Here is a 21,128-nt window from a genome sequence, read left to right as displayed (position 1 = left end):
GACGATCCGATCGATGGGAAACCATCAGCAACAGATTCGGAGGAGAAGCACGTTGAAGATACTGGTGAAGAGCAAATCGAGCGGAGCAGAATACACCGTGGAAGTATTCACTGAGGGTGACATTCCGATGATCACCTGTTCGTGCCCCGCAGGAGCCAACGGGAAGGCATGCAAGCATCGTTTCTCGTTGCTTAACGGTGACTGGAAAGAGGTGAAGCATTCTTCCCACTCGGCCGAGGACTTCGAGAACCTCCTTCACGGCTCGCAGCTCCGCGAAGCGATCACCGAGATGCGCCAAGCCGAGGAGACCATCTTGCAGGCTCAAGCCAACCACAGAAGGCTGAAAAGCCAGGTCAATCGCCTCATGCAGGGGCGGGTCGAATAGTCTGGTCGTATGATCCACCTTTGAGATCCCCCGATTTGCCTCGCCACCTGGATTACCGCCCAGGTTGACCAAATCGCCGGCATGCCCGATCCCCAAGGGATCAGGTGCCGGCCATGAACCGCGCCATCGCTTCTGGGTAGCGCAGGAAAAAAAGAGCGACGGTGTCGCCGCTCGGTTTGCAGGATCCGGCAAGCCAGTTTTCAGCCGTCCGAGTCGTGACGCCCGAGGCGATGGCGATGTGCCGCGCCGACGGGAACTCGGAGCGCAGGAACTCCGCCCAGCGATCCGAGAAGTTGTGCTTGAACGCCTCGGTCGCGCGGACGCCTCCGAAAGACATTTCCGCGCAAGGCATTGTATTTATTGAAAAAGACGAATCGAGCGGAGCAGTCATGCGCTCACCGCCGATCCAGAAGCAGCGCCACAGGACGCCGAACAATGAGCAGAACGACCGCCATCCTCAAGCCGAAGGAACGAGAACAGCTCCGGTACGGGCTTATCGATCCCACTCGCCAGAGCCAGATCGCAGAGCGCGATGAACCAAGCAGCGGGGAACGAACCCGACTGCATGGCGGAGTGAACCGTCTGCGGTGCCTTTCCAATGGCACGGGCGACGGAATCGTATCCGCCGAGATCGTTGATGAAAGCGCGCGCGAGGTTCTGCATAGGCAAGCAGTATTACGGGAAAACCGTAATTTCAAGATCACGGACGGATTTAGATGCGGAAAATCCGTAACAAGGCAATCTGGAGGCATGGATTACTTGGAACACGAGCGCCGGTGCCGAACCACGGAGATCACTCCGAAGGCAATTCACATTCGACTAGTGGCCGCACGGCGATCTACCGGCGCGACAGCTCGACAGCTCGCGTCCTCTGCGGGGATACCCTACACAACGTTCAAGACCCAGGAGACCGCGGGATCACCGTCTCTCAAAATGCTGGATTTCTATTGGCGCGCTTACCAAATCGATCCGAACTTCATCATGGGCGGCGACACGGCCCGCCTTCTGCCGGATACAATTAGCGCCTTGCTCGAGCACTTGGACGACCCCGACGCCAAAGGCTCGGGTAAAGAACACGGGTGAGGTCCCACCTGAAATAAAGACACACCCTCGCTAAAATCCTCAACCACATCTACGCACCCCCCAAATGTTCTGTTTTCGTTCTCGCACAACCGGGACGCGTCAAGCAATCGCGATCTGGTAATTTACGGATAAACCGTAATTACGTGTTGCAAGTTACGGTAATTCCGTAATACGTTCCTCCCAAACGGAGGCACATCATGCAACAGCAAGCGACACCCAGCGACACCGGAACAGCCTACGGCAATGCCCGGGCTGCGGTGCACAACCCAGAAGCGATGGCAGCGGCATCCCGCTCATACCGGATGGTCGTCTGGGCGCTCCTGAAAGCCCAGCGCGGGCAGGAAGTGCGGCAGTCGAACCTTAACCGCATGCCGGTGCAGGGGTTCGGCCGATGAACACGACCCAGGTCATGAACCTCTCGGACGAAGTCGCGGAGCTCGAGCTCATCCCGAACGAAGGGAAGCTCGAGCACCTGAAGAACCGGGTGATCAACACCGGCGGCACATGGGACCTGCCCAGCGCCGATGGAGAGACTTACCAGCCCCTGATCTGCTCGATCCAGCTTCACGGCATCTACGCGATGGCCGAGCGCCTCGATGAGCTGCCGAAGAACTGGCGGCGCGCGGCCTTGAACGTGCTCGAGGCCCACAGAGAAGCGGCGGTGGCGGAATGAGCGCCCCCCTGATCTTCGTCGCCGGTCTCGGCCGTTGCGGGACCACCGCCACCTGCCTCGCCCTATGGCAGGGCGGGGCCCCGATGGAAGGCGCCCCGCCGTCCTTCGAGGACAAGCCCCTGCGCGAGCGCGGGCGCGAATGGTTCGCCATGCAGACCGGCAAGGTCGTGAAATGGATCGACCCCGTCAATAACCCGATCCCCTACGCGCCACCCGCGGTCTCGATCTACCTGACGCGGGACCCGGCCGAGCAGGCGCGTTCCATGCTGAAGATGGCAAACGCCCCGGCGCGTCGCGCCGACCTGCGGGCGATGGCAGCCAGCATCCGGCGGGACGAGCCTCGCGCGATGCGGCGCGTCCAGCGGTACGGCCCGATGATGGTCCTCGGCTTCGAGACCCTGATCAACGACCCGGCGCTGGCCATGTGGCGGATCCACGATTTCCTCCGGCCGGTGCTGGAATTCGACCCGGCCGAAGCTGCCAGGATCATCGCCCCCCGGGCGCCCGCCTGCATGCAGGACATGCGCATCGAGGCGAACCTGACGGAGCTCTTCGCATGACGAAATTGAGAACACCCGAATCCCCGAGAGGGGAGCCTGCGGCGACCACACCTGTCCGGTCGCCCGCCTCAACTGAACCCGCCGGCGGCGCTGCGCCGTTGGCGGGCTTTTTCAGCGAGGCCAACGGCTGCGATTGCGAGATGTGCCAGGTCCTCCGCAGCACGGTCCTGGCGAAGGCCGAGGATGCCATCTGCCCGGAGGACGTCGAGACCTGGCTCGCGCTCCCGCCGAAGGACCGAGAACCCCTGATCGAGTGGCATCACGGCCGCCGACAGAACGCCGCGCCCAGCGCCGCGGCACAGCCCCAAGAGGTGACACCATGAGCAAGACCCAGCGGAGGTACATCCGGATGAGCGATCTGCAGGAGGTCTACGGCATCAGTCGGTCGACCGCCTACCGCGCCGTGCAGGCGGGGAAGCTCAAGATCCGGAAATTCGGAGGCTCGTCCCTCCTGAAGATTGAGGAACTGGACGCGATGATCGAAGGCGAGGCTGAGGCGGCGGAGGTATGAGCTCAACGACGACTGAACCAGGCAAGGCCAGAGCCTGCCGGAATCCGCTGGCCAAGATCACGGCCGACCAGCTGCGACCCTTGTGGGAGGGCAAGATCAGCACGGACAAGATCGGCGCCGCGTTCGGCGTGACGGGACAGGCCGTGCGCGGCAAGGCAAAGCGGCTCGGGCTGGGGAAGCGCAGCGGGCGCTCGCGGCAATTTATGTCCGACGAGGAATTCACTCGCCTATGGATGGCCGGCGTCAGGTCGAAGGATATCTCGCGCCTCGGCGGCTACACCCACAAGAACGCGGTCTACCGCCGGCGTATCATCCTCGGGCTGCCGCCGCGCACCCGCGGCACTGAAACCTCCCGAGCGCGCACTGGCGGGTGGAAGGAGACCATCACGCTCGAGGAATACCGCGAACAGCAGCTCGGCGAGGCGATGGCCGCGGCGGCGAGGTCGAGCAAATGACCGATGCGCAGGCTACCCAAGTTGCCGAGATCAAGGCGGCGCTCGAGAGCGCGGCGACGATCGACCAGGTGAACGCGACCGCGATCCGCTACAGCACCGCCGTCCAGGAACTCAGCGAAGCGCCCAGCGCGACCGCGCGGACGATGGCGATCCAGATCCGGAACCTCGCCAAGTGCCGCCGCGACAGGATCCACAGAATGCAGAGGACAGCATCATGACGAAGAACAAGCTCACCGATTTGAACGACCATCTGTTTGCGCAGATGGAGCGGCTTTCCGACGAGAGTCTCACGCCCGATCAGATCGACGCGGAGGTGAAACGTGCGGCCGCGATGGTAGGAGTTGCCGACCAGATCAGCGGGAACGCCGAACTGCAGCTGAAAGCCGCCAAGCTCTTCGCAGACCACGGTTCGTCGGTTCTGCCGATGCTGCCCCAGATCGGCGGCACCAAGGCAACCAGCGAAACGTGAGGGGGAAGGCCAACCCCTACAGCGAGGCCGAGCTCTACTTCATCGAGCTCCTCTCGCTCATGCCGCGTGCGGCTCTGCATGAAGCCTTCTGCAAATGGACAGGTCGCACGGACGTTTCCCAGGCAGCCATCGCGAACCTCTGCAAGCGCAAGGGATGGCTGACCGGCCGCGATGGTAAGATCCAGAAGGGGAACACGCCTGCGAACAAGGGCAAGAAGATGCCCTACAATCCGAACAGCGTGCGAACCCAGTTCAAGAAAGGCGCTCGGCCGCACACCTATCGCGGAGCTGGCCACGAACGGATCGACGCAAAAGACGGCTACGTGATCATGATCGTCGACGAGACGAACCCCTGGACCGGGGCGCCGACCAGGCCGGTTCTGAAGCACCGCTACCTTTGGGAAAAGAAGAACGGCCCTATCCCAGAGGGAACGCGCCTGAAGTGCCTCGACGGCGACAAGACGAACACCGACCCCTCAAATTGGGAGGCGGTGCCGATCGGCCTCATTCCACGCCTCAGCGGCCGATTTGGGCGCGGCTATGACCAGGCACCACCCGAGCTGAAGCCGACCATCATGGCCACCGCCAAGCTCGAACACGCGATCGCGGAAAGGCAGAAGAAATGAGCCGAGGTAAGCACGATCGCCCGAAGTACGCCGACATTCGAAACGGCGGCAACCTGCCGGCTGAGACGACGGTGACCGCGCATACCTGGCTGATCATTGCGGCCGGCGCCTTCTGGATCTGCATCCTCGGGCCCAGCGCCGTGAGCGGCCTCGAATGGCTGCTTGCCGGCATCGACTGCACGAGCTGCGGAGACTGACCGATGGCAGCCATCCGAGATCCACGCCGCCCCGTCATGTGCCGAACCTGCGCCGGCGCCGGCCGGGTCTGGTCCGACCAGGCACGCGCCGAGACCGAAACATGCCCCAGCTGCAAAGGCGATGGGCTCGCCCGGAGGAACCTATGACCGAACACAAGAACTGGACCGCCGACAAAACCGCATCCCCTCAAGCGGCGGAACACGGCTGGGCAATCTACTATGACCCGACGCCGGGCGGGCGCGACAACGGCGACCCCCAATGACTGATGCACCTGAGACCGCGCCGGGTCGCGGATCAATGGGTTACGATGGATGTGTCCCACGCGAGATGGGGCGCGCGTGATGGGGCAATGGGAAGCGACCATCGGCGCGTCGGATGAATGGTACACGCCGCGCCACGTATTCGACGCGATGGCGGTGCGCTTCGATCTGGATGTGGCTTCGCCATGCGAGCGACTTCACGTCCCGACTAGCTGCTGGCTCACGAAGCACGACGACGGGTTGAAATACGCGCCCTTCTGGCACGGCTTTATATGGATGAACCCGCCGTTCGGGGGGCGTAACAGTCTCGCGCCTTGGCTCGAAAAGTTCTTCGATCACGGCGACGGCGTTGCGCTTGTTCCCGACCGAACGTCCGCGCCTTGGTTTCAGCCCGCCGCAGCGAAGGCTGACGCGGTGCTATTCGTCGCCCGCAAGATCCGCTTCATCCGGCCAGACGGGACCGAAGGTGCAAGCCCGGCCAACGGCACGGCGCTGATGGCCTCTGGAGCCGCAGGCGTGGCCGCACTGATGAACGCGCAGCGGTCTGGCCTAGGCATTTGCATGGGGAAACTTGCGGCATGACCTCCCCCGCGATCCACCAAGCCCTCGCGCGCAATGTGCGGGCGATCCCAGAACAACCGAAAGGATAGATGATGATCTATGCTGTGAAATACCCAGGTAATGCGCACTGGCAGATTTGCGAAAAAGTACTGGCGAAGGAATACGGGGACGTCCTTCAAATTCCAGAGGAATGGGATGTTTGGTCTGAACGCCGCACGACTTCTTTTGTCGGAACATGTGGCAACGGGGAAAAGGTGGTTAGATTGGATCTAGCCCCCACCGACACCGCCGCCGACCTGGAAGCCGTGGCGCGGGCCGCACTGGAAGCGGCTGCAAAGTTAGTGCCTGTCATTGATGATTTTCGGCACGCGAGCGTTTCGATAGCATCAACCCTTCTGTCGGAGCGCCGATGCGCCATTCGCGCCCTCGACCCCGCCGCGATCGTTGCCGCGCTTGCCCCCGCCCCCGATCCTGCCGACGCCGCATTGCCTCTGGGCCACGTTGTGCTGGAACAAACAGACACCATTGACGGTCGGATTTCCCAGACCGTCCGTGACGAGGCAGGCAATGAATACGAGCGGATACTGAAACAGCGCCCCGAGCCTGCCGACGCCGCCCTATCCGCCCTCCCTGCGCGCGTGAGCGTGGCAGAGGCCGCGCGACCCTCGCAGGGCGCTGTCGTGGCGTTGTCGTCCTATCAGCAGGCCGATGCAGACGGTATCATGGTTTTGGTGTCGCGGCAGGCTATCGAAGAGTGCTTGCCCGCCCTACGCGCCCTCGCCAGCGCGGAAGGGGGTGAGGCGTGAGACGGCTTCCATACGCATACATCACGCGAACCTATGGCACGAATTTCAGGCCCGGTGATCGCGTCCGCAATTCTGTCACTGGCAAGACCGGCACCGTAATGAGGCCTTCTGGCGATCCGCAATACTATGAGGTCAAGCATGACGGGAGCAATTTCGGGTCGCCTTGGCACCCGGGCGAAACGGAAGCTGTCGATGCCTAACCCCCACCCCCTCGCCGTCGCCCTCCGCTGCCTGCCGTGACCGTTGCGCATCGTGCAGCGGAACCCACTACACAGGACCGACCCGGCCCGGGCCACAACGGCGGTCCGATCTTCGGGCTTCGAGCGGCATGGCTCCGGTTCGCCAGCGCGATCGAGCTCCGCCGGCTGGCAACGCTTCAAGTGCGGATCGACCGAAAACGCCAGGCGATGGACGAGCTCGTCCGCGAGCGGCAGCTGATCATGAACCGCTGCATCCGCCGAATGCGACGCGACCAGGGCAAGCAATGAACACCATCGATCGGATAAAAACCTACCTCGACGCCGGCGCTGTCACGATTGAGCTCGACGCTGAATCGATGCGCCATATCCTGACACTGGCGCGCGTAGGTTTCGAGGTTTTGACAGGAGAAACGACCGAAGGTGACCCGGCGCCGGTAAGGTCGCGCCTACCCAAGGACCTCCTACCGAAAGAAGAGTGTGGGACAGAATGTGGGACGCGAAACGCGCACGATCTGGCCCGATCAAGAAAACAAGGTCATTGAGGGGAAATCGTGGTGCCCAGGAGAGGACTCGAACCTCCACACCGTTGCCAGTACTAGCACCTGAAGCTAGCGCGTCTACCATTCCGCCACCTGGGCAGGTCACGTGAGGGGCGATTTAGGCAATGGGCGGGGGACTGTAAAGCCCCATTTCGCCCAAGGTCCAAGATTAACGCGCGGGGCTTTCGGCTTGCCGGACCTGGGTCCGCACGATAGAGCAGTGTGGCACAATGAACGAGGCGATCCATGACGCGACTGGTCACGATCTTCGGCGGCTCCGGCTTCGTGGGGCGGTACGTGGCCCGGCGTCTGGCCCGGGACGGCTGGCGCATTCGCGTCGCCTGCCGCAACCCTTACGAGGCCTTGTTCGTGCGCACCTACGGCGTCGTGGGGCAGGTGGAGCCGGTGTTCTGCAACGTGCGCGACGACGATTCGGTCCGCAAGGTGACGCGCGGGGCCGATGCGGTCGTGAACTGCGTCGGCATTCTCGAGGAAAGCGGCAAGAACACCTTCCGCGCCCTCCAGGCCGAAGCGCCCGCGCGGATCGCGCGGATTGCCGCCGAGGAAGGCGTGACCCGGATGGTCCAGATCTCCGCCATCGGGGCGGACGAGGATGCCGAAAGCGATTACGGCCGCACCAAGGCCGAGGGCGAGGCGGCCCTACTGGAGCATCAGCCCGACGCGGTGATCCTGCGCCCCTCGATCGTCTTCGGCTCGGAGGACGAATTCTTCAACCGGTTCGCGGGCATGGCGCGGATGTCGCCGATGCTGCCGGTCGTAGGGGCGGACACGCTCTTCCAGCCGGTGCACGTCGATGACGTCGCCGCGGCCGTTCAGGTGGTTCTCGACGATCCCGGCAAGCGCGGCGTGTACGAACTGGGCGGCCCGGAGGTCGAGACGTTCCGCCAGCTGATGAAGCGCATGCTGAAGATCGTGAACCGCAACAAGATGATCGTGAACATCCCCTTCGGGATCGCGGGGGCCATGGCGGGGGTCTTCGGGTTCTTCAAGACGATCACCGGCGGGTTGGCGCCGGCGCCGCTTACGACCGACCAGGTGAAGAACCTTCGCGTGGACAACGTCGTCTCGGACGGGGCGCGCGGCTTCGCCGACTTGGGCCTGACGCCCACGGCGATGGAGGCGGTGCTGCCCGATTACCTCTATCGCTACCGCAAGTCGGGGCAGTACGACGCGATCAAGGCCTCGGCCAAGAACCTCAGGACGCGGTGAAGGCCACCACCAGCAGGATCACGCCCAGCACCACGCGGTAGATGACGTAAGGCGTGTAGCTGACCGATCGCAGCAGCCGCATCATCAGCGCCAGGGCCGCGAAGGCCGCCAGGCACGACAGGGTCGAGACGATGGCGATGGCGCGCCACAGGCCCGGGACGTCCGTTCCGATCACGTCCAGCGACAGAAGCGCGCCGGAGGCAAGGATCGTCGGGATCGACATCAGCATGGCGAGTTTCGCCGCATCGTGCCGGGCGTAACCCAACGTCCGGGCCCCGGTGATCGTCACGCCGGAGCGAGAGGCGCCGGGAATTAGCGCCACCACCTGCCACAGCCCCATGATCAGCGCGTGTTTCAAGGTCCAGTCGGTATCGGTGCGCGCCTCGGGGTTCGCCTGATCGGCGCGGTAGAGCACGAGGCCGAAGACGATAAACGCCAGTGCGATGACCACGAGGCTGTCGCGGATCAGATCCGCGAGGCCCGTAACCTTCAGTATCAGCCCCGCAAGGATGACCGGCACGGTGGCCACGATCAGGCATAGGGCAAGCCGGGCGCCGTGTGTATCGGTTCGTCCCCGGACCAGCTGCGGCAATCCTGCCAAGGCGCGGGCCACGTCGGACCAGAAGTAGAGCACCACCGCCACCAGCGTGCCAAGGTGTGCGGCCACGTCGATGGCCAGGCCCTGTGCCGGCTCCCCCGTCACCAGCGGGATCAGAACGAGGTGCCCCGAGGACGAAACCGGCAGGAATTCGGTCACCCCCTGCACGATGGCCACCAGTATCAACGTGAAGAGTGTCATCGCCGTGTTACCTTACGTTGTGCGGGTCGGTCGACTTCATACACCGTCGCGCGCGTGCCGCTACATTGAATATAAGTTCGTATCGGACCTAAAATTTGCGCCAATTCCCCTTCCGGTCGGCGCTTGCCATGACAGAAAGTGAAAATAGGTCACACATACTGACTTTTCATCTCCGCGGCGATTGCGTATCAGGCGCTGACCCCTCTCATGCGGAGCTTTGCCATGACCGGCCAGAAGATGCTGAAATTCACGACCGTCGGCCGCGACATGCCGGAAAAGCGCCCGCCGAACCTGCGCAATCAGGACTTCGGCGAGATCTACGCCGAGTACGCCCGCGAGAAGGCCGCCGAACAGGCCAGCCGCTGCAGCCAGTGTGGCGTGCCCTACTGCCAGTCGCATTGCCCGTTGCACAACAACATCCCTGACTGGCTGCGCCTCACCGCCGAGGGCCGCTTGCAGGAAGCCTACGAGATCAGCCAGTCCACAAATACCTTCCCCGAGATCTGCGGCCGCATCTGCCCGCAGGACCGGCTGTGCGAAGGCAATTGCGTGATCGAGCAGTCGGGCCACGGCACCGTGACCATCGGCTCGGTCGAGAAATACTTGACCGACACCGCTTTCGAGGAAGGCTGGGTCAAGCCGATCCGCCCCGCGCAGGAGCGCGGCGAATCGGTGGGCATCATCGGTGCGGGCCCGGGCGGCCTCGCCGCCGCCGACGCACTGCGCCGCCAGGGCGTTCAGGTCACCGTTTACGATCGCTACGACCGCGGCGGCGGTTTGATGACCTACGGCATCCCCGGCTTCAAGCTGGAGAAGGACGTCGTGATGAAGCGCATCGCGCAGCTCGAAGACGGCGGCGTCGAGTTCCGCCTGAACTGCACCGTGGGCGAAGATATCTCCTTCGACGCGATCCGCGGCAAACACGATGCGGTGATGATCGCCACGGGTGTCTACAAGACGCGCGAGCTGGACAATCCCGGGGCCGAGGCCGACGGCATCGTGCGCGCGATCGACTACCTGACGGCGTCCAACAAGGTGGGCTTCGGCGACACGGTCGAGGAATACGAAAGCGGCGAGCTGAACGCCAACGGCAAGCGGGTCGTCGTGATCGGCGGTGGCGACACGGCCATGGATTGCGTGCGCACCGCGATCCGGCAGGGGGCCACCAGCGTGAAGTGCCTCTACCGTCGCGACCGCGTGAACATGCCCGGCTCGCAGCGCGAGGTCGCCAACGCCGAAGAGGAAGGCGTCGAGTTCGTCTGGCTCTCCGCGCCGAAGATGTTCGTGGACAACGCCGAGGAGATGAACGTCGAATCACCGTCGCCCATCAGCGGGCCGCTGCGCGGCGTCGTCGTGGACAAGATGCGCCTGGGCCAGCCCGACGTTTCGGGCCGGCAAAGCCCGGAGCTGATCGACGGCGCGCATTACGTCGAGGAGGCCGACCTCGTCATCAAGGCGCTGGGCTTCGAGCCCGAGGATCTGCCGAAACTTTGGGGCACCGATGGGCTGGAGGTCACGCGATGGGGCACCGTCAAGGCGGAGTTCACCACCGGTCGGACGTCGCTCGACGGGGTTTTCGCGGTGGGCGACATCGTGCGGGGTGCCAGCCTCGTGGTCTGGGCGATCCGCGACGGGCGCGATTCCGCGGCCGCCGTCATGGATTACCTCAACCAGTCGGGCGCGGTGGCCGCCGAATGATTCGCACCGCCCTCGCCCTGATGATTCTGGCCGCCCCCGCCCATGCGCAGACGGCGGAGGTCTTCTCCTTGCCCGCCGGGTGCGATGCTTACCTGACGATCCAGTCGCGCAGCTGCGCGGTCGATCACCATTTCACCTGCGATGCCGACCCCGAGGGCGTGAAGCGCCGGGTCAGCCTGTCCGAGGAGGGCATGACCTACCTCGGCAGCACCGACCGCGAGACCCAGTGGCTCAACAGTTTCCATCCGCTGAGCAACCATTCCGAGCGGTTGGAGGACAGCCCTGCGGACCCGGCTTCCCTGTCCGAGCTGCTGGAGACGGGGCGCGATTCCTACGACTTCGTCACGCTTTCGGACGAGGTCGGTCCGACCCGTTACGTGGGCGAGGACCGTCTGATCGGCAACCTCGTCACCATCGACGACGTGACCTTGCGTGAGACCGAATACGAGATCACGGCCTACGCGCCCGACGGCACCGAGATGTGGAGTTCTGCGGGCAACGAGTTCGTCTCGGAGCGGTTCCGCACTTTCCTCGGCGGGACGGGCCGGGTGACGGTGCCGGGGGATTCCTACGAAAAGGACGATTCCCCCGTCGAGTTCATCTTCCCCGGCGAGCCGGGGTTCCTGTCCGCCAATCCCAAGCACGATTGCGGCGTGATGATGTCGCGCCTGTCCATCCCCTTTGAAGGAGAGCCCTCATGACCGCATACGATTCCGCCTGGGTGGCCGCCGAGGAAGCCAAGCGCCAGTGGATGGCAGAAAATTCGCTTTACCGCGACGAGGATGAACATTCCTCCTGCGGCGTGGGACTGGTCGTGTCGATCAAGGGCGAGCGCAGCCGCGGCGTCGTGGACAAGGGCATCAACGCGCTCAAGGCGATCTGGCACCGCGGGGCCGTCGATGCCGACGGCAAGACCGGCGACGGGGCGGGTATCCACATCCAGATCCCCGTGGCCTTCTTCCAGGACCAGATCCGCCGCACCGGCCACGAGCCGGACGAAAACGAGCGCATCGCCGTGGGCCAGATCTTCCTGCCGCGCACCGATTTCGCGGGCCAGGAACGCTGCCGCACCATCGTCGAGGCCGAGGTGCTGCGCTTCGGGCACTACATCTACGGCTGGCGCCACGTCCCCGTGGACACGACCGTTCTGGGGGAGAAGGCCAACGCCACGCGCCCCGAGATCGAGCAGATCCTGATCCGCTGCGACAAGGACCTGACCGAGGAAGAATTCGAGCGCGAGCTCTACATCGTGCGCCGCCGGATCGAGAAGGCCGTCTCGGCCTCCGGCGTGGCGGGCTTCTACATCTGCTCGATGTCCACGCGGTCGATCATCTACAAGGGCATGATGCTGGCCGAGCAGGTCGCCACCTTCTACCCCGACCTGATGGACCAGCGGTTCGAGAGCGCCTTCGCGATCTATCACCAGCGCTATTCCACCAACACCTTCCCGCAGTGGAGCCTCGCGCAGCCCTTCCGCATGCTCGCCCACAACGGCGAGATCAACACGCTCAAGGGCAACGTCAACTGGATGCGCAGCCACGAGATCCGCATGGCCTCCGGCGCCTTCGGCGAGGCGGCGGAGGAGATCAAGCCGATCATCCCCTCGGGGTCGTCGGATTCGGCCGCACTTGATTCGGTCTTCGAAGTGCTGGTCCGCGCGGGCCGCAACGCGCCGATGGCCAAGACCATGCTGGTCCCCGAGGCCTGGTCCAAGCAGGCCGCCGAGATGAGCCAGCCGCTGCAGGACATGTATTCCTACTGCAACGCGGTGATGGAACCCTGGGACGGTCCCGCAGCCCTGGCGATGACAGACGGTCGCTGGGTGTGCGGCGGGCTGGACCGGAACGGCTTGCGCCCGCTGCGTTACGTCGTGACCGGCGACGGCCTGCTGGTCGCGGGCTCCGAGGTCGGCATGGTGCCCGTCGACGAGGCGAAGGTCGTCGAGAAGGGTGCCCTAGGACCCGGCCAGATGATCGCCGTCGATATGGAGGCGCAGAAGCTCTACCACGACGCAGAGCTGAAGGAGACGCTGGCGACCGCCCAGCCCTTCGGCGACTGGGTCTCGAAGGTGGTCGAGCTGTCGGAGGTCTTCACGGGCGTCGAAGAGACCGCCCGGTTCGCGGGCGAGGATCTCAAGCGGCGTCAGCGCGCCGCTGGATACTCCATCGAAGAGCTGGAGCAGGTGCTGGCCCCCATGGCCGAGGACGGCAAGGAGATGATCGCCTCGATGGGGGACGACACGCCCTCCGCGGTGCTGTCCACGACCTTCCGGCCATTGTCGCATTTCTTCCGTCAGAACTTCAGCCAGGTGACCAACCCGCCGATCGACTCACTTCGCGAAAACCGGGTGATGAGCCTCAAGACGCGGTTCGGCAACCTCAAGAACGTGCTGGACCAGGACAGCTCCCAGACCGAAATCCTGATCCTCGACAGTCCGTTCATCGCGAACACCGAGTTCGACAAGATGGTCGCGCAGTTCGGCGAGAGCGTGGCGCATATCGACTGCACCTTCGCCCCCGGTCCGCAGGCGCTGCTGGACGGGCTTGCGCGGATCCGGTCGGAGGCCGAGGATGCGGTGCGTTCCGGCGCGGGTCACATCGTGCTGACCGACGAACACCAGTCGCCCGACAAGGTGGCGATGCCCATGATCCTGGCGACCAGCGCGGTGCATTCGCACCTGACGCGCAAGGGTCTGCGGACGTTCTGTTCCGTCAACGTGCGCTCTGCCGAATGCATGGACCCGCATTACTTCGCGGTGCTGATCGGCTGCGGCGCCACGACGGTGAACGCCTACCTCGCCCAGGATTCCATCGCGGACCGCCTGAACCGCGGGCTGATCGACGGCACCCTGACCGAAGCGGTCGCACGCTATCGCAAGGCGATCGACGCAGGCCTGCTCAAGATCATGTCGAAGATGGGAATCTCGGTCCTGTCGTCCTACCGCGGCGGCCTGAACTTCGAGGCGGTGGGCCTGTCCCGTGCGATGTGCGCCGAGTATTTCCCCGGCATGCAAAGCCGGATCTCGGGCATCGGGATCAGCGGTATCCAGGCCAAGCTGGAGGAGGTTCACGCTCACGGCTGGAAGCAATCGACCGACATCCTGCCCATCGGCGGCTTCTACAAGGCCCGGCGTTCGGGCGAGAAGCATGCCTGGGAAGCGCAGACGATGCACATGCTGCAGGCCGCCTGCAACAAGGCCTCCTACGCGCTGTGGCAGCAGTACTCCAAGGCGCTGCAGAACAACCCGCCCATCCACCTGCGCGACCTTCTGGCGATCAAGCCGCTGGGCAAGGCGATCCCGATCGAGGAGGTCGAGAGCATCACCTCGATCCGCAAGCGCTTCGTCACCCCAGGCATGTCCTTGGGCGCGCTGTCGCCCGAGGCGCACCGGACGCTGTCGATCGCGATGAACCGGATCGGGGCGAAGTCCGACAGTGGTGAAGGCGGCGAAAGCCCCGAGGACTTCACGCCGGAACCCAACGGCGACAACGCGAGCGCCAAGATCAAGCAGGTCGCCTCGGGGCGTTTCGGCGTCACGGCGGAATACCTGCTCGCCTGCGAAGAGCTGGAGATCAAGGTGGCCCAGGGTGCCAAGCCCGGCGAGGGCGGCCAGCTGCCGGGGATGAAGGTCACCGACCTGATCGCCAAGCTGCGGCACTCGACCAAGGGGGTCACGCTGATCTCTCCGCCGCCGCATCACGACATCTACTCGATCGAGGATCTGGCGCAGCTGATCTACGACCTCAAGCAGATCAATCCGCGCGCCAAGGTGACGGTGAAGCTTGTGGCCTCGTCCGGCGTCGGTACCATCGCCGCGGGCGTGGCCAAGGCCAAGGCCGACATCATCCTGATCTCGGGTCACAACGGCGGCACCGGGGCCTCTCCCGGCACCTCGATCAAGTATGCGGGTCTGCCGTGGGAGATGGGCCTGACCGAGGCGCATCAGGTCCTGGCGATGAACAACCTGCGCGAGCGCATCACCCTGCGCACCGACGGCGGGCTGCGCACGGGACGCGACATCGTCATGGCGGCGATGATGGGGGCCGAGGAATACGGCATCGGCACCGCCGCCCTGATCGCGATGGGCTGCATCATGGTGCGCCAGTGCCAGTCCAACACCTGCCCCGTGGGCGTCTGCACGCAGGACCCCGCCCTGCGGGACAAGTTCACGGGCAACGCGGACAAGGTCGTCAACCTGATCACCTTCTACGCGACGGAAGTGCGCGAGATCCTCGCCTCCATCGGGGCGCGCTCGATCCAGGAGGTCATCGGCCGCGCCGATCTGCTTACGCAGGTCAGCCGGGGGTCGGCGCATCTGGACGATCTGGACCTGAACCCGCTTCTGATCACCGTGGACGGGGCCAACCGGATCACCTACGACCGCAACCAGTCGCGCAACGCGGTGCTCGACACGCTGGACGTGGAAATCGTCAAGGACGCCGATCCTTTCCTGAAGGACGGCGAGAAGATGCAGTTGGAATACGCGGTGCAGAACACGCTGCGCACCATCGGCACGCGCACCTCCAGCCACATCGTCAAGCGCTTCGGGATGCGCAACGGCCTGCAGGACGACCACCTGACGGTGAAGCTCAAGGGCTCCGCCGGGCAGTCCCTCGGCGCCTTCGCGGTCCACGGGCTGAAGCTGGAGGTCTCTGGCGATGCCAACGACTACGTGGGCAAGGGCCTGTCGGGCGGGACCATCGTGGTGCGTCCGCAGATGCAGTCGCCCCTGGTCGCGGCGGAGAACACGATCATCGGCAATACCGTCCTTTACGGGGCGACCGACGGGCACCTCTTCGCGGCCGGTCGTGCGGGCGAACGCTTCGCGGTGCGCAACTCCGGCGCGCATGTGGTGGTCGAAGGCTGCGGCACCAACGGGTGCGAGTACATGACCGGCGGTGTCGCGGTGATCCTGGACTCGATCGGGGCGAACTTCGGCGCCGGCATGACCGGCGGGATGGCCTATCTCTACGACGTCGACGGCACCGCGCAGCCGCTGATGAACATGGAGACGCTCGTGACCTGTCCGGTCACGGTCGATCACTGGCAGGCGCAGCTGCGCGGGCTGGTGGAACGACACGCCGCCGAGACCGGCAGCCGCCGCGCGCAGGATATCCTGCAACACTGGGACGAGGAGCTGGCCAACTTCGTGCAGGTCTGCCCCAAGGAGATGCTGCCGAACCTGGCCGCTCCGCTGGGGATCGAAGACAACGCGATCCCCGCGGAATAAGCCTGCGCGCGCGCCTTGTGGGATTTCCCGCGGGGCGCGCCGCTTGACCGTGGGCGCGCGCCCGTGGCTTATGCGACCATGGCCAGATCCCGCAAATCCGACGATACCCTGACGAAGGCGCCGTTGATGAAACGCCTTGCCCGCTGGACGCTATTCGTGATCGTGGGCGGGCTTGTGCTCGCTTTCATGGCCACGCTGTCTCTTCGGCTGGTCGGGCCTTGGATGACCCCCTACCAGATCGCCGAAAGCCGCAGGTTGGGCGGAATCGCGCAGGAGTGGGTTCCGATGGAGAATATCGCCCCCGCCATGGCGCGCTCCGTCGTGGCCGCGGAGGACGCGAATTTCTGTCGGCATTGGGGTCTCGACGTGAACGCGATCCGGGCCGCACTCGAATCGGGTGCCGCGCGCGGCGGATCGACGATCAGCCAGCAGGTCGTGAAGAACGTGTTCCTCTGGCAGGGACGGTCCTGGGTGCGCAAGTCGATCGAGGCGGTCTGGACCCCCGTGACGGAGGCCGTCTGGCCCAAGCGGCGGATCCTGGAACTGTACCTCAACGAGGTGGAGTTCGCCGAAGGGGTGTTCGGGGTGGGGGCCGCGGCCCCGCATTACTTCGGCGTCGATGCCGGGGATTTGACCGACACGCAGGCCGCCCGGCTGGCGATGGTGCTGCCCGATCCCAAGGACCGGAACGCGGCGAACCCGACGGCCCGGCAGCGCGAGCGCACCGCCTCGATCATGGACGGGGCCGCGACCATCGCCGCCGACGGGCGCGCGGCCTGCTTCGAGGATTGAACCACCGCCGCCCTTGCGGCATTGAGGCCGGATACCCCTACCATGAGTGCGTCGATGAACCGTCTCTATCACTATCCCCTGTCGCCGTTCTCCCGGAAGGTCCGGTTGAGCCTCGGCGAGAAGCGCATCGAAGTCGAACTCGTGCAGGAGCGCTACTGGGAGAAGGATCCCGAGTTCCTGCGCCGCAATCCCGCGGGCAAGGTGCCCGTGCTGAAGATGGGCAAGCGCATGATGTCCGAAAGCACGGCGATCTGCGAATACCTCGAAGATGCCTATCCCGACCCGCCCCTGCTGCCCCGCGATGCGGCCGCCGCCTACGAGGCGCGGCGGCTGGTCGGCTGGTTCGACGATACCTTCTACCGCGAGTGCACGCAGAAGCTTCTGGGCGAGCGGGTGTTCCGCAAGGTCATGGGCACGGGCTACCCCGACAGTTCCAACGTCAAGGCCGGCAGCCGGGCGATGCGCGTCCACCTCGACTACATGGGCGAACTTCTGGAGACCCGCCGCTGGCTGGCCGGCAACGAGATGACCCTGGCCGATTTCGCGGCCGCGGCGCAGATCTCGTGCCTCGACTACATCTCTGACGTGGACTGGAACCGGTCGGAGGTGGTGAAGGACTGGTACGCCAAGATCAAGTCGCGGCCCGCGTTCCGTCCCTTGCTGGCGGACCAGATACCGGGCTTCCCGCAGCCCTCGCATTATGCCGACCTCGATTTTTGACCTTGCGGGTGGGTGGGCCCGCCCACCCACCCCTTCCGGGGGCTCTGCCCCCGCGCCTGGCGGCGCTCCCCCGGGATATTTTTGGCCAGAAGAATGAAGGATCTGGGTGCTCGGTTGCGGGCCTTCGCGCAAGAGGCCGGGTTCGTGAAGGTCGGGATCTGTCGGCCCGATGCGGTGCCGGACGCAGGCGCGCGGCTGGGGGCCTTCGTCGAGGCGGGGCATCACGGACAGATGGCCTGGATGGGTGAGCGGATGGCCTGGCGCGGCGATCCGCGCGCCCTGTGGCCCGAGGCGCGGTCGATCATCATGTTGGCGGAGAGTTACAGTCCCGAGCATGACCCCCTGGAGATCCTGGAGCGGCGCGACCGCGCGGCGATTTCTGTCTATGCGCAGGGGCGCGACTATCACGACGTGGTCAAGAAACGCCTCAAGCGGGTCGGGCGCTGGCTGATCGAGCAGAGCCCCGGCGCGGAGATCAAGGTCTTCGTCGATACTGCCCCCGTCATGGAGAAACCGCTGGCGCAGGCGGCGGGGCTGGGCTGGCAGGGCAAGCACACCAACCTGCTGGGGCGCGATCTGGGCAACTGGGTCTTCCTCGGCGCGATCTTCACCACGCTGGAGCTTGCGCCCGATGCGCCGGAGGTGGAGCATTGCGGATCCTGCCGCAAGTGCCTCGACGTGTGCCCCACGAATGCCTTTCCCGCACCCTTCAAGCTGGATGCCCGGCGCTGCATCTCCTACCTGACCATCGAACACAGGGGGCCGATCCCGGAAGAGTTCCGCGCCGCGCTGGGCAACCGGATCTACGGGTGTGACGATTGCCTTGCCGTGTGCCCGTGGAACAAGTTCGCGGTCGAGGCGCGGGACCAGCGGCTGACGGCGCGCGACGATCTGCGTGCGCCTGCGCTGGCGGATCTGGCCGCCCTGGACGATGCCGCCTTTCGCGAACGGTTTTCGGGCTCGCCGATAAAGCGCATCGGGCGGGACCGTTTCGTGCGCAACGTGGCCTACGCCATCGGCAATTCCGGGAACCCCGACCTTGCCGCGGCGTTGGCCCCGCTGAGAGACGACAGCGATCCTGCCGTGGCCGATGCCGCCAGTTGGGCGTTGTCCCAGCTGAAGAGGATCTGACCCATGCGCATCGCCATTGCCTTGAGCCTTCTGCCGACCCTCGCCTGCGCGCAGGTCGAGCAGGGACCGAAGAACGCCGGTTTCGAACCCGCTTTCGAAAACCAGACCCGCGCGCCGGCCCTGCCGGACAGCGCCGTGACCACGAGCGTCTTCGCCGAGGGGCTGAACCGTCCCTGGGGAATCGCCGAACTGCCCGACGGGTCCTTCCTGGTGACCGAGCGGCCCGGCACGCTGGTGCGCGTCTCTGCCGAGGGCGAGGTGTCGGATCCGCTGTCGGGCGTGCCGGAGGTCGACGCACGTGACCAGGGCGGCCTGCTCGACGTGGCCATCGGCACCGATTTCGCCGAGACGGGAACGATCTTCCTGACCTACGCCAAGCGGGTCGAGGGCGGCACCGTCACCGCTGCCGCCCGCGCGACCTTGGGCGACGAGGGGCTATCGGACGTGACCGAGATCTTCGTGCAGGACCCGCCCTCTTCCGTGGCCAAGCACTACGGCAGCCGCATCGTGCCGACCGATGACGGCATGGTCTACATCACGACCGGCGAGCACAGTTCCGACGCGACGCGCGACCTCGCGCAGGACAACAGCACCACCTACGGCAAGGTGATCCGGCTGAACGCCGACGGCAGCGTGCCGCAGGACAATCCCTTCGTCGGCCAGGATGGCGTCGACAGCATCTGGTCCTACGGACATCGCAACATCCAGGGCGCCGACATCGGCCCGGACGGGGCGCTCTGGACGATGGAGCACGGACCGCGCGGCGGCGACGAGTTGAACCGGCCCGAGCCGGGGTTGAACTACGGCTGGCCCGTGATCTCCTACGGGATACGTTACGACGGCGATCCCATCGGCTCCGGCGAGGCCGTGATGGAGGGGATGGAGCAGCCGGTCTACTACTGGGATCCGGTGATCGCCCCCGGCGGGATCGGTTTCTACGATGGCGATCACGCGGAGTGGCAAGGCGATCTGTTCGTGGCGGGTCTGAACCCCGGCGCGCTGGTTCGCCTGAAGCTCGAAGACGGCCGGGTGACCGGTGAAGAGCGGTTGCTGCGCAACGAAGGCCGGATCCGTGACGTGGAGGTGCTTTCGGACGGCGACCTTCTTTTGCTGATCGACGCGGACCCCGGGCGCATCCTGCGCGTATCCCCCGACGCATGAAGGTCCTGAAGAATGCCGTCATGCGCGCCGCCGCGGTTGTCGAGGTCGCGGTGGAACGGGTCTTTTTCCGTGGTGATCTCGCGCGTTTGGTGATCGAACCCTACCATGGGTACGCCACGCCGGAGCACCTGGTGGCACGCGGCCGGGTCCTCGCGATCCGGGAGGCCGAGCGGGACGTCAAGGGCGGAAGCCGGTTGGCCAACGCCCGGCAGATGTTCCGTCTGTTCGCCACGCACGAGGTGTCTGGCGTGACGCTGCGGTCCGGTGCGCATAGCGCGGTGACGGATGCGGAAGGGTATTTCACGCTTTTCGTGCCGCGGCGCGACCGGCAGGGGTGGGTGGATGTGCCCGTCTCGGGCGGCGGAACCTCGGCCGAGTGCCCCGTGCTGATCGCGCGGCCCGACGCGGGGCTCATGGTGATCTCGGATATCGACGACACGATGATGAAGACCGGGGCGCATAACACGCTGACGAACCTGTGGACCTCCTTCACGGGCAGCGTGGAGAGCCGCACGGTCTACCCGGATGCGGTCGAGTTGATGCAGGTGCTGCGGCAGGACGGGCGCAACCCGGTCTACTTCGTCAGTTCCAGCCCGTGGAATTTCCACGAGTTCCTCGAAGACGTCTTCGCACGGGCCGGCTTGCCGGCGGGGCCGAAGTTCCTCAAGGACTACGGGTTCTCCGAGGACCAGTTCCTGACGTCCAGCCACGGCAACCACAAGGGCGACGCGATCGATATCCTGATGGCCGCGAACCCGCATCTGCCCGCGGTACTGATCGGCGACACCGGACAGCACGATGCGCAGATCTACGCGGACGCCGTGTCGCGGCATCCCGGACGGATCGTGCACGTGGTCCTGCGCAGCGCCGCCGACGGGGTGGGCGCCGACGACGCGTTGCAGATCGACCGGATGCGGGCCGCGAATATCGACGTGACCGTGGGAAATACCTACCGGGAGGCTCTGGCCCTTCTGGCCGCGAAAGTGCAGCCTGCCGAGTGACGGCAGGGCCTTCCTGCCGAAGGATTTGAAGTGGCGCGGG

26 protein-coding genes and 1 tRNA gene are annotated in these 21,128 nt (G+C 65.1%); 24 read left to right on the top strand and 3 right to left on the bottom strand.

Translation table 11 applies throughout. The features are described 5' to 3' along the window. Positions 1-52: 52 nt before the first annotated feature. Positions 53-385 (top strand): SWIM zinc finger family protein, encoded by a 333-nt coding sequence (locus EU805_RS01685; RefSeq protein WP_129762209.1) that lies wholly within the window; start codon positions 53-55, stop codon positions 383-385. Positions 386-485: 100 nt separating this feature from the next. Here the strand turns inward: EU805_RS01685 and EU805_RS01680 are convergent, their stop codons facing one another. Then, entirely contained in the window at positions 486-776 is a 291-nt protein-coding gene (locus tag EU805_RS01680) for a hypothetical protein (protein ID WP_129762208.1), read from the bottom strand. Positions 777-820: 44 nt separating this feature from the next. Between EU805_RS01680 and EU805_RS01675 the strand changes: the two genes are divergently transcribed. From EU805_RS01675 to EU805_RS01610, 14 genes are all read left to right on the top strand, one after another. Next, positions 821-1,468 (top strand): hypothetical protein, encoded by a 648-nt coding sequence (locus EU805_RS01675; RefSeq protein WP_129762207.1) that lies wholly within the window; start codon positions 821-823, stop codon positions 1,466-1,468. 197 nt (positions 1,469-1,665) lie between these two features. Next, positions 1,666-1,863, top strand: a complete 198-nt coding sequence (locus EU805_RS01670; RefSeq protein WP_129762206.1) for a hypothetical protein — start codon at positions 1,666-1,668, stop codon at positions 1,861-1,863. Further along, complete coding sequence (locus EU805_RS01665) at positions 1,860-2,141, top strand: hypothetical protein (protein WP_129762205.1); 282 nt, start codon at positions 1,860-1,862, stop codon at positions 2,139-2,141. The genes EU805_RS01670 and EU805_RS01665 overlap by 4 nt, the downstream gene beginning before the upstream one ends. Further along, a complete protein-coding gene (locus tag EU805_RS01660) occupies positions 2,138-2,701 on the top strand; it encodes a hypothetical protein (protein ID WP_129762204.1) in 564 nt (187 codons plus the stop codon). Before EU805_RS01665 ends, EU805_RS01660 begins: the two co-directional genes overlap by 4 nt. Further along, on the top strand, positions 2,698-3,024 hold the full coding sequence (locus EU805_RS01655; protein ID WP_129762203.1) for a hypothetical protein: 327 nt from the start codon (positions 2,698-2,700) through the stop codon (positions 3,022-3,024). The genes EU805_RS01660 and EU805_RS01655 overlap by 4 nt, the downstream gene beginning before the upstream one ends. Next, on the top strand, positions 3,021-3,212 hold the full coding sequence (locus tag EU805_RS01650) for an AlpA family transcriptional regulator (protein ID WP_129762202.1): 192 nt from the start codon (positions 3,021-3,023) through the stop codon (positions 3,210-3,212). Before EU805_RS01655 ends, EU805_RS01650 begins: the two co-directional genes overlap by 4 nt. Further along, on the top strand, positions 3,209-3,667 hold the full coding sequence (locus tag EU805_RS01645) for a hypothetical protein (protein WP_129762201.1): 459 nt from the start codon (positions 3,209-3,211) through the stop codon (positions 3,665-3,667). The genes EU805_RS01650 and EU805_RS01645 overlap by 4 nt, the downstream gene beginning before the upstream one ends. Continuing rightward, a complete protein-coding gene (locus EU805_RS01640) occupies positions 3,664-3,885 on the top strand; it encodes a hypothetical protein (protein ID WP_129762200.1) in 222 nt (73 codons plus the stop codon). Before EU805_RS01645 ends, EU805_RS01640 begins: the two co-directional genes overlap by 4 nt. Then, positions 3,882-4,136 (top strand): hypothetical protein, encoded by a 255-nt coding sequence (locus EU805_RS01635; protein WP_129762199.1) that lies wholly within the window; start codon positions 3,882-3,884, stop codon positions 4,134-4,136. Before EU805_RS01640 ends, EU805_RS01635 begins: the two co-directional genes overlap by 4 nt. Beyond that, complete coding sequence (locus EU805_RS01630; RefSeq protein ID WP_129762198.1) at positions 4,133-4,762, top strand: HNH endonuclease; 630 nt, start codon at positions 4,133-4,135, stop codon at positions 4,760-4,762. The genes EU805_RS01635 and EU805_RS01630 overlap by 4 nt, the downstream gene beginning before the upstream one ends. Then, positions 4,759-4,959, top strand: coding sequence for a hypothetical protein (locus EU805_RS01625; protein ID WP_129762197.1), 201 nt, complete (start codon positions 4,759-4,761; stop codon positions 4,957-4,959). The genes EU805_RS01630 and EU805_RS01625 overlap by 4 nt, the downstream gene beginning before the upstream one ends. Positions 4,960-5,301: 342 nt before the next feature. Further along, a complete protein-coding gene (locus tag EU805_RS01620) occupies positions 5,302-5,802 on the top strand; it encodes a DNA N-6-adenine-methyltransferase (RefSeq protein ID WP_129762196.1) in 501 nt (166 codons plus the stop codon). A 71-nt stretch (positions 5,803-5,873) separates the two neighbouring features. After that, on the top strand, positions 5,874-6,587 hold the full coding sequence (locus EU805_RS01615; RefSeq protein WP_129762195.1) for a hypothetical protein: 714 nt from the start codon (positions 5,874-5,876) through the stop codon (positions 6,585-6,587). 484 nt (positions 6,588-7,071) lie between these two features. After that, positions 7,072-7,329 carry a hypothetical protein gene (locus EU805_RS01610; protein ID WP_129762194.1) on the top strand — a complete coding sequence of 86 codons (258 nt, stop codon included), beginning with the start codon at positions 7,072-7,074 and terminating at the stop codon, positions 7,327-7,329. Between the two features lie 10 nt (positions 7,330-7,339). On the opposite strand, the gene EU805_RS01605 is transcribed toward EU805_RS01610, so the two are convergent. Then, positions 7,340-7,425, bottom strand: a tRNA-Leu gene (locus EU805_RS01605). Between the two features lie 147 nt (positions 7,426-7,572). On the opposite strand from EU805_RS01605, the gene EU805_RS01600 reads away from it, so the two are divergent. Beyond that, on the top strand, positions 7,573-8,556 hold the full coding sequence (locus tag EU805_RS01600) for a complex I NDUFA9 subunit family protein (RefSeq protein WP_129762193.1): 984 nt from the start codon (positions 7,573-7,575) through the stop codon (positions 8,554-8,556). Here EU805_RS01600 and EU805_RS01595 read toward each other — a convergent pair. After that, positions 8,543-9,355, bottom strand: a complete 813-nt coding sequence (locus EU805_RS01595) for an undecaprenyl-diphosphate phosphatase (RefSeq protein WP_129762192.1) — start codon at positions 9,353-9,355, stop codon at positions 8,543-8,545. The genes EU805_RS01600 and EU805_RS01595 overlap by 14 nt on opposite strands. A 222-nt stretch (positions 9,356-9,577) precedes the next feature. On the opposite strand from EU805_RS01595, the gene EU805_RS01590 reads away from it, so the two are divergent. The 8 genes from EU805_RS01590 (at position 9,578) to EU805_RS01555 (ending at position 21,088) form a co-directional block, all read left to right on the top strand. Next, on the top strand, positions 9,578-11,053 hold the full coding sequence (locus tag EU805_RS01590; protein WP_129762191.1) for an NAD(P)-dependent oxidoreductase: 1,476 nt from the start codon (positions 9,578-9,580) through the stop codon (positions 11,051-11,053). After that, positions 11,050-11,754, top strand: coding sequence for a hypothetical protein (locus tag EU805_RS01585; protein WP_242494020.1), 705 nt, complete (start codon positions 11,050-11,052; stop codon positions 11,752-11,754). The genes EU805_RS01590 and EU805_RS01585 overlap by 4 nt, the downstream gene beginning before the upstream one ends. Beyond that, positions 11,751-16,283, top strand: a complete 4,533-nt coding sequence (gltB, locus tag EU805_RS01580) for a glutamate synthase large subunit (protein ID WP_129762190.1) — start codon at positions 11,751-11,753, stop codon at positions 16,281-16,283. The genes EU805_RS01585 and gltB overlap by 4 nt, the downstream gene beginning before the upstream one ends. 78 nt (positions 16,284-16,361) lie before the next feature. Further along, entirely contained in the window at positions 16,362-17,075 is a 714-nt protein-coding gene (mtgA, locus tag EU805_RS01575; protein WP_370318160.1) for a monofunctional biosynthetic peptidoglycan transglycosylase, read from the top strand. Between the two features lie 54 nt (positions 17,076-17,129). Then, positions 17,130-17,795, top strand: a complete 666-nt coding sequence (locus EU805_RS01570; RefSeq protein ID WP_129762706.1) for a glutathione S-transferase family protein — start codon at positions 17,130-17,132, stop codon at positions 17,793-17,795. 93 nt (positions 17,796-17,888) lie between these two features. Further along, positions 17,889-18,926, top strand: a complete 1,038-nt coding sequence (queG, locus tag EU805_RS17560) for a tRNA epoxyqueuosine(34) reductase QueG (RefSeq protein WP_129762188.1) — start codon at positions 17,889-17,891, stop codon at positions 18,924-18,926. A gap of 3 nt (positions 18,927-18,929) precedes the next feature. Next, positions 18,930-20,087 (top strand): PQQ-dependent sugar dehydrogenase, encoded by a 1,158-nt coding sequence (locus EU805_RS17555; RefSeq protein ID WP_129762187.1) that lies wholly within the window; start codon positions 18,930-18,932, stop codon positions 20,085-20,087. 20 nt (positions 20,088-20,107) lie between these two features. Next, the gene (locus EU805_RS01555) at positions 20,108-21,088 is read left to right on the top strand and encodes a phosphatase domain-containing protein (RefSeq protein ID WP_165351860.1); all 981 of its coding nucleotides are present in this window, start codon (positions 20,108-20,110) and stop codon (positions 21,086-21,088) included. Positions 21,089-21,128: the final 40 nt, after the last annotated feature.

It is taken from the genome of Salipiger sp. IMCC34102 (genome assembly GCF_004145405.1).
GTDB lineage: Bacteria > Pseudomonadota > Alphaproteobacteria > Rhodobacterales > Rhodobacteraceae > Loktanella.
Note: the sequence above shows the minus strand (reverse complement) of the source record. Positions and strands in the feature narration are given on the sequence as shown.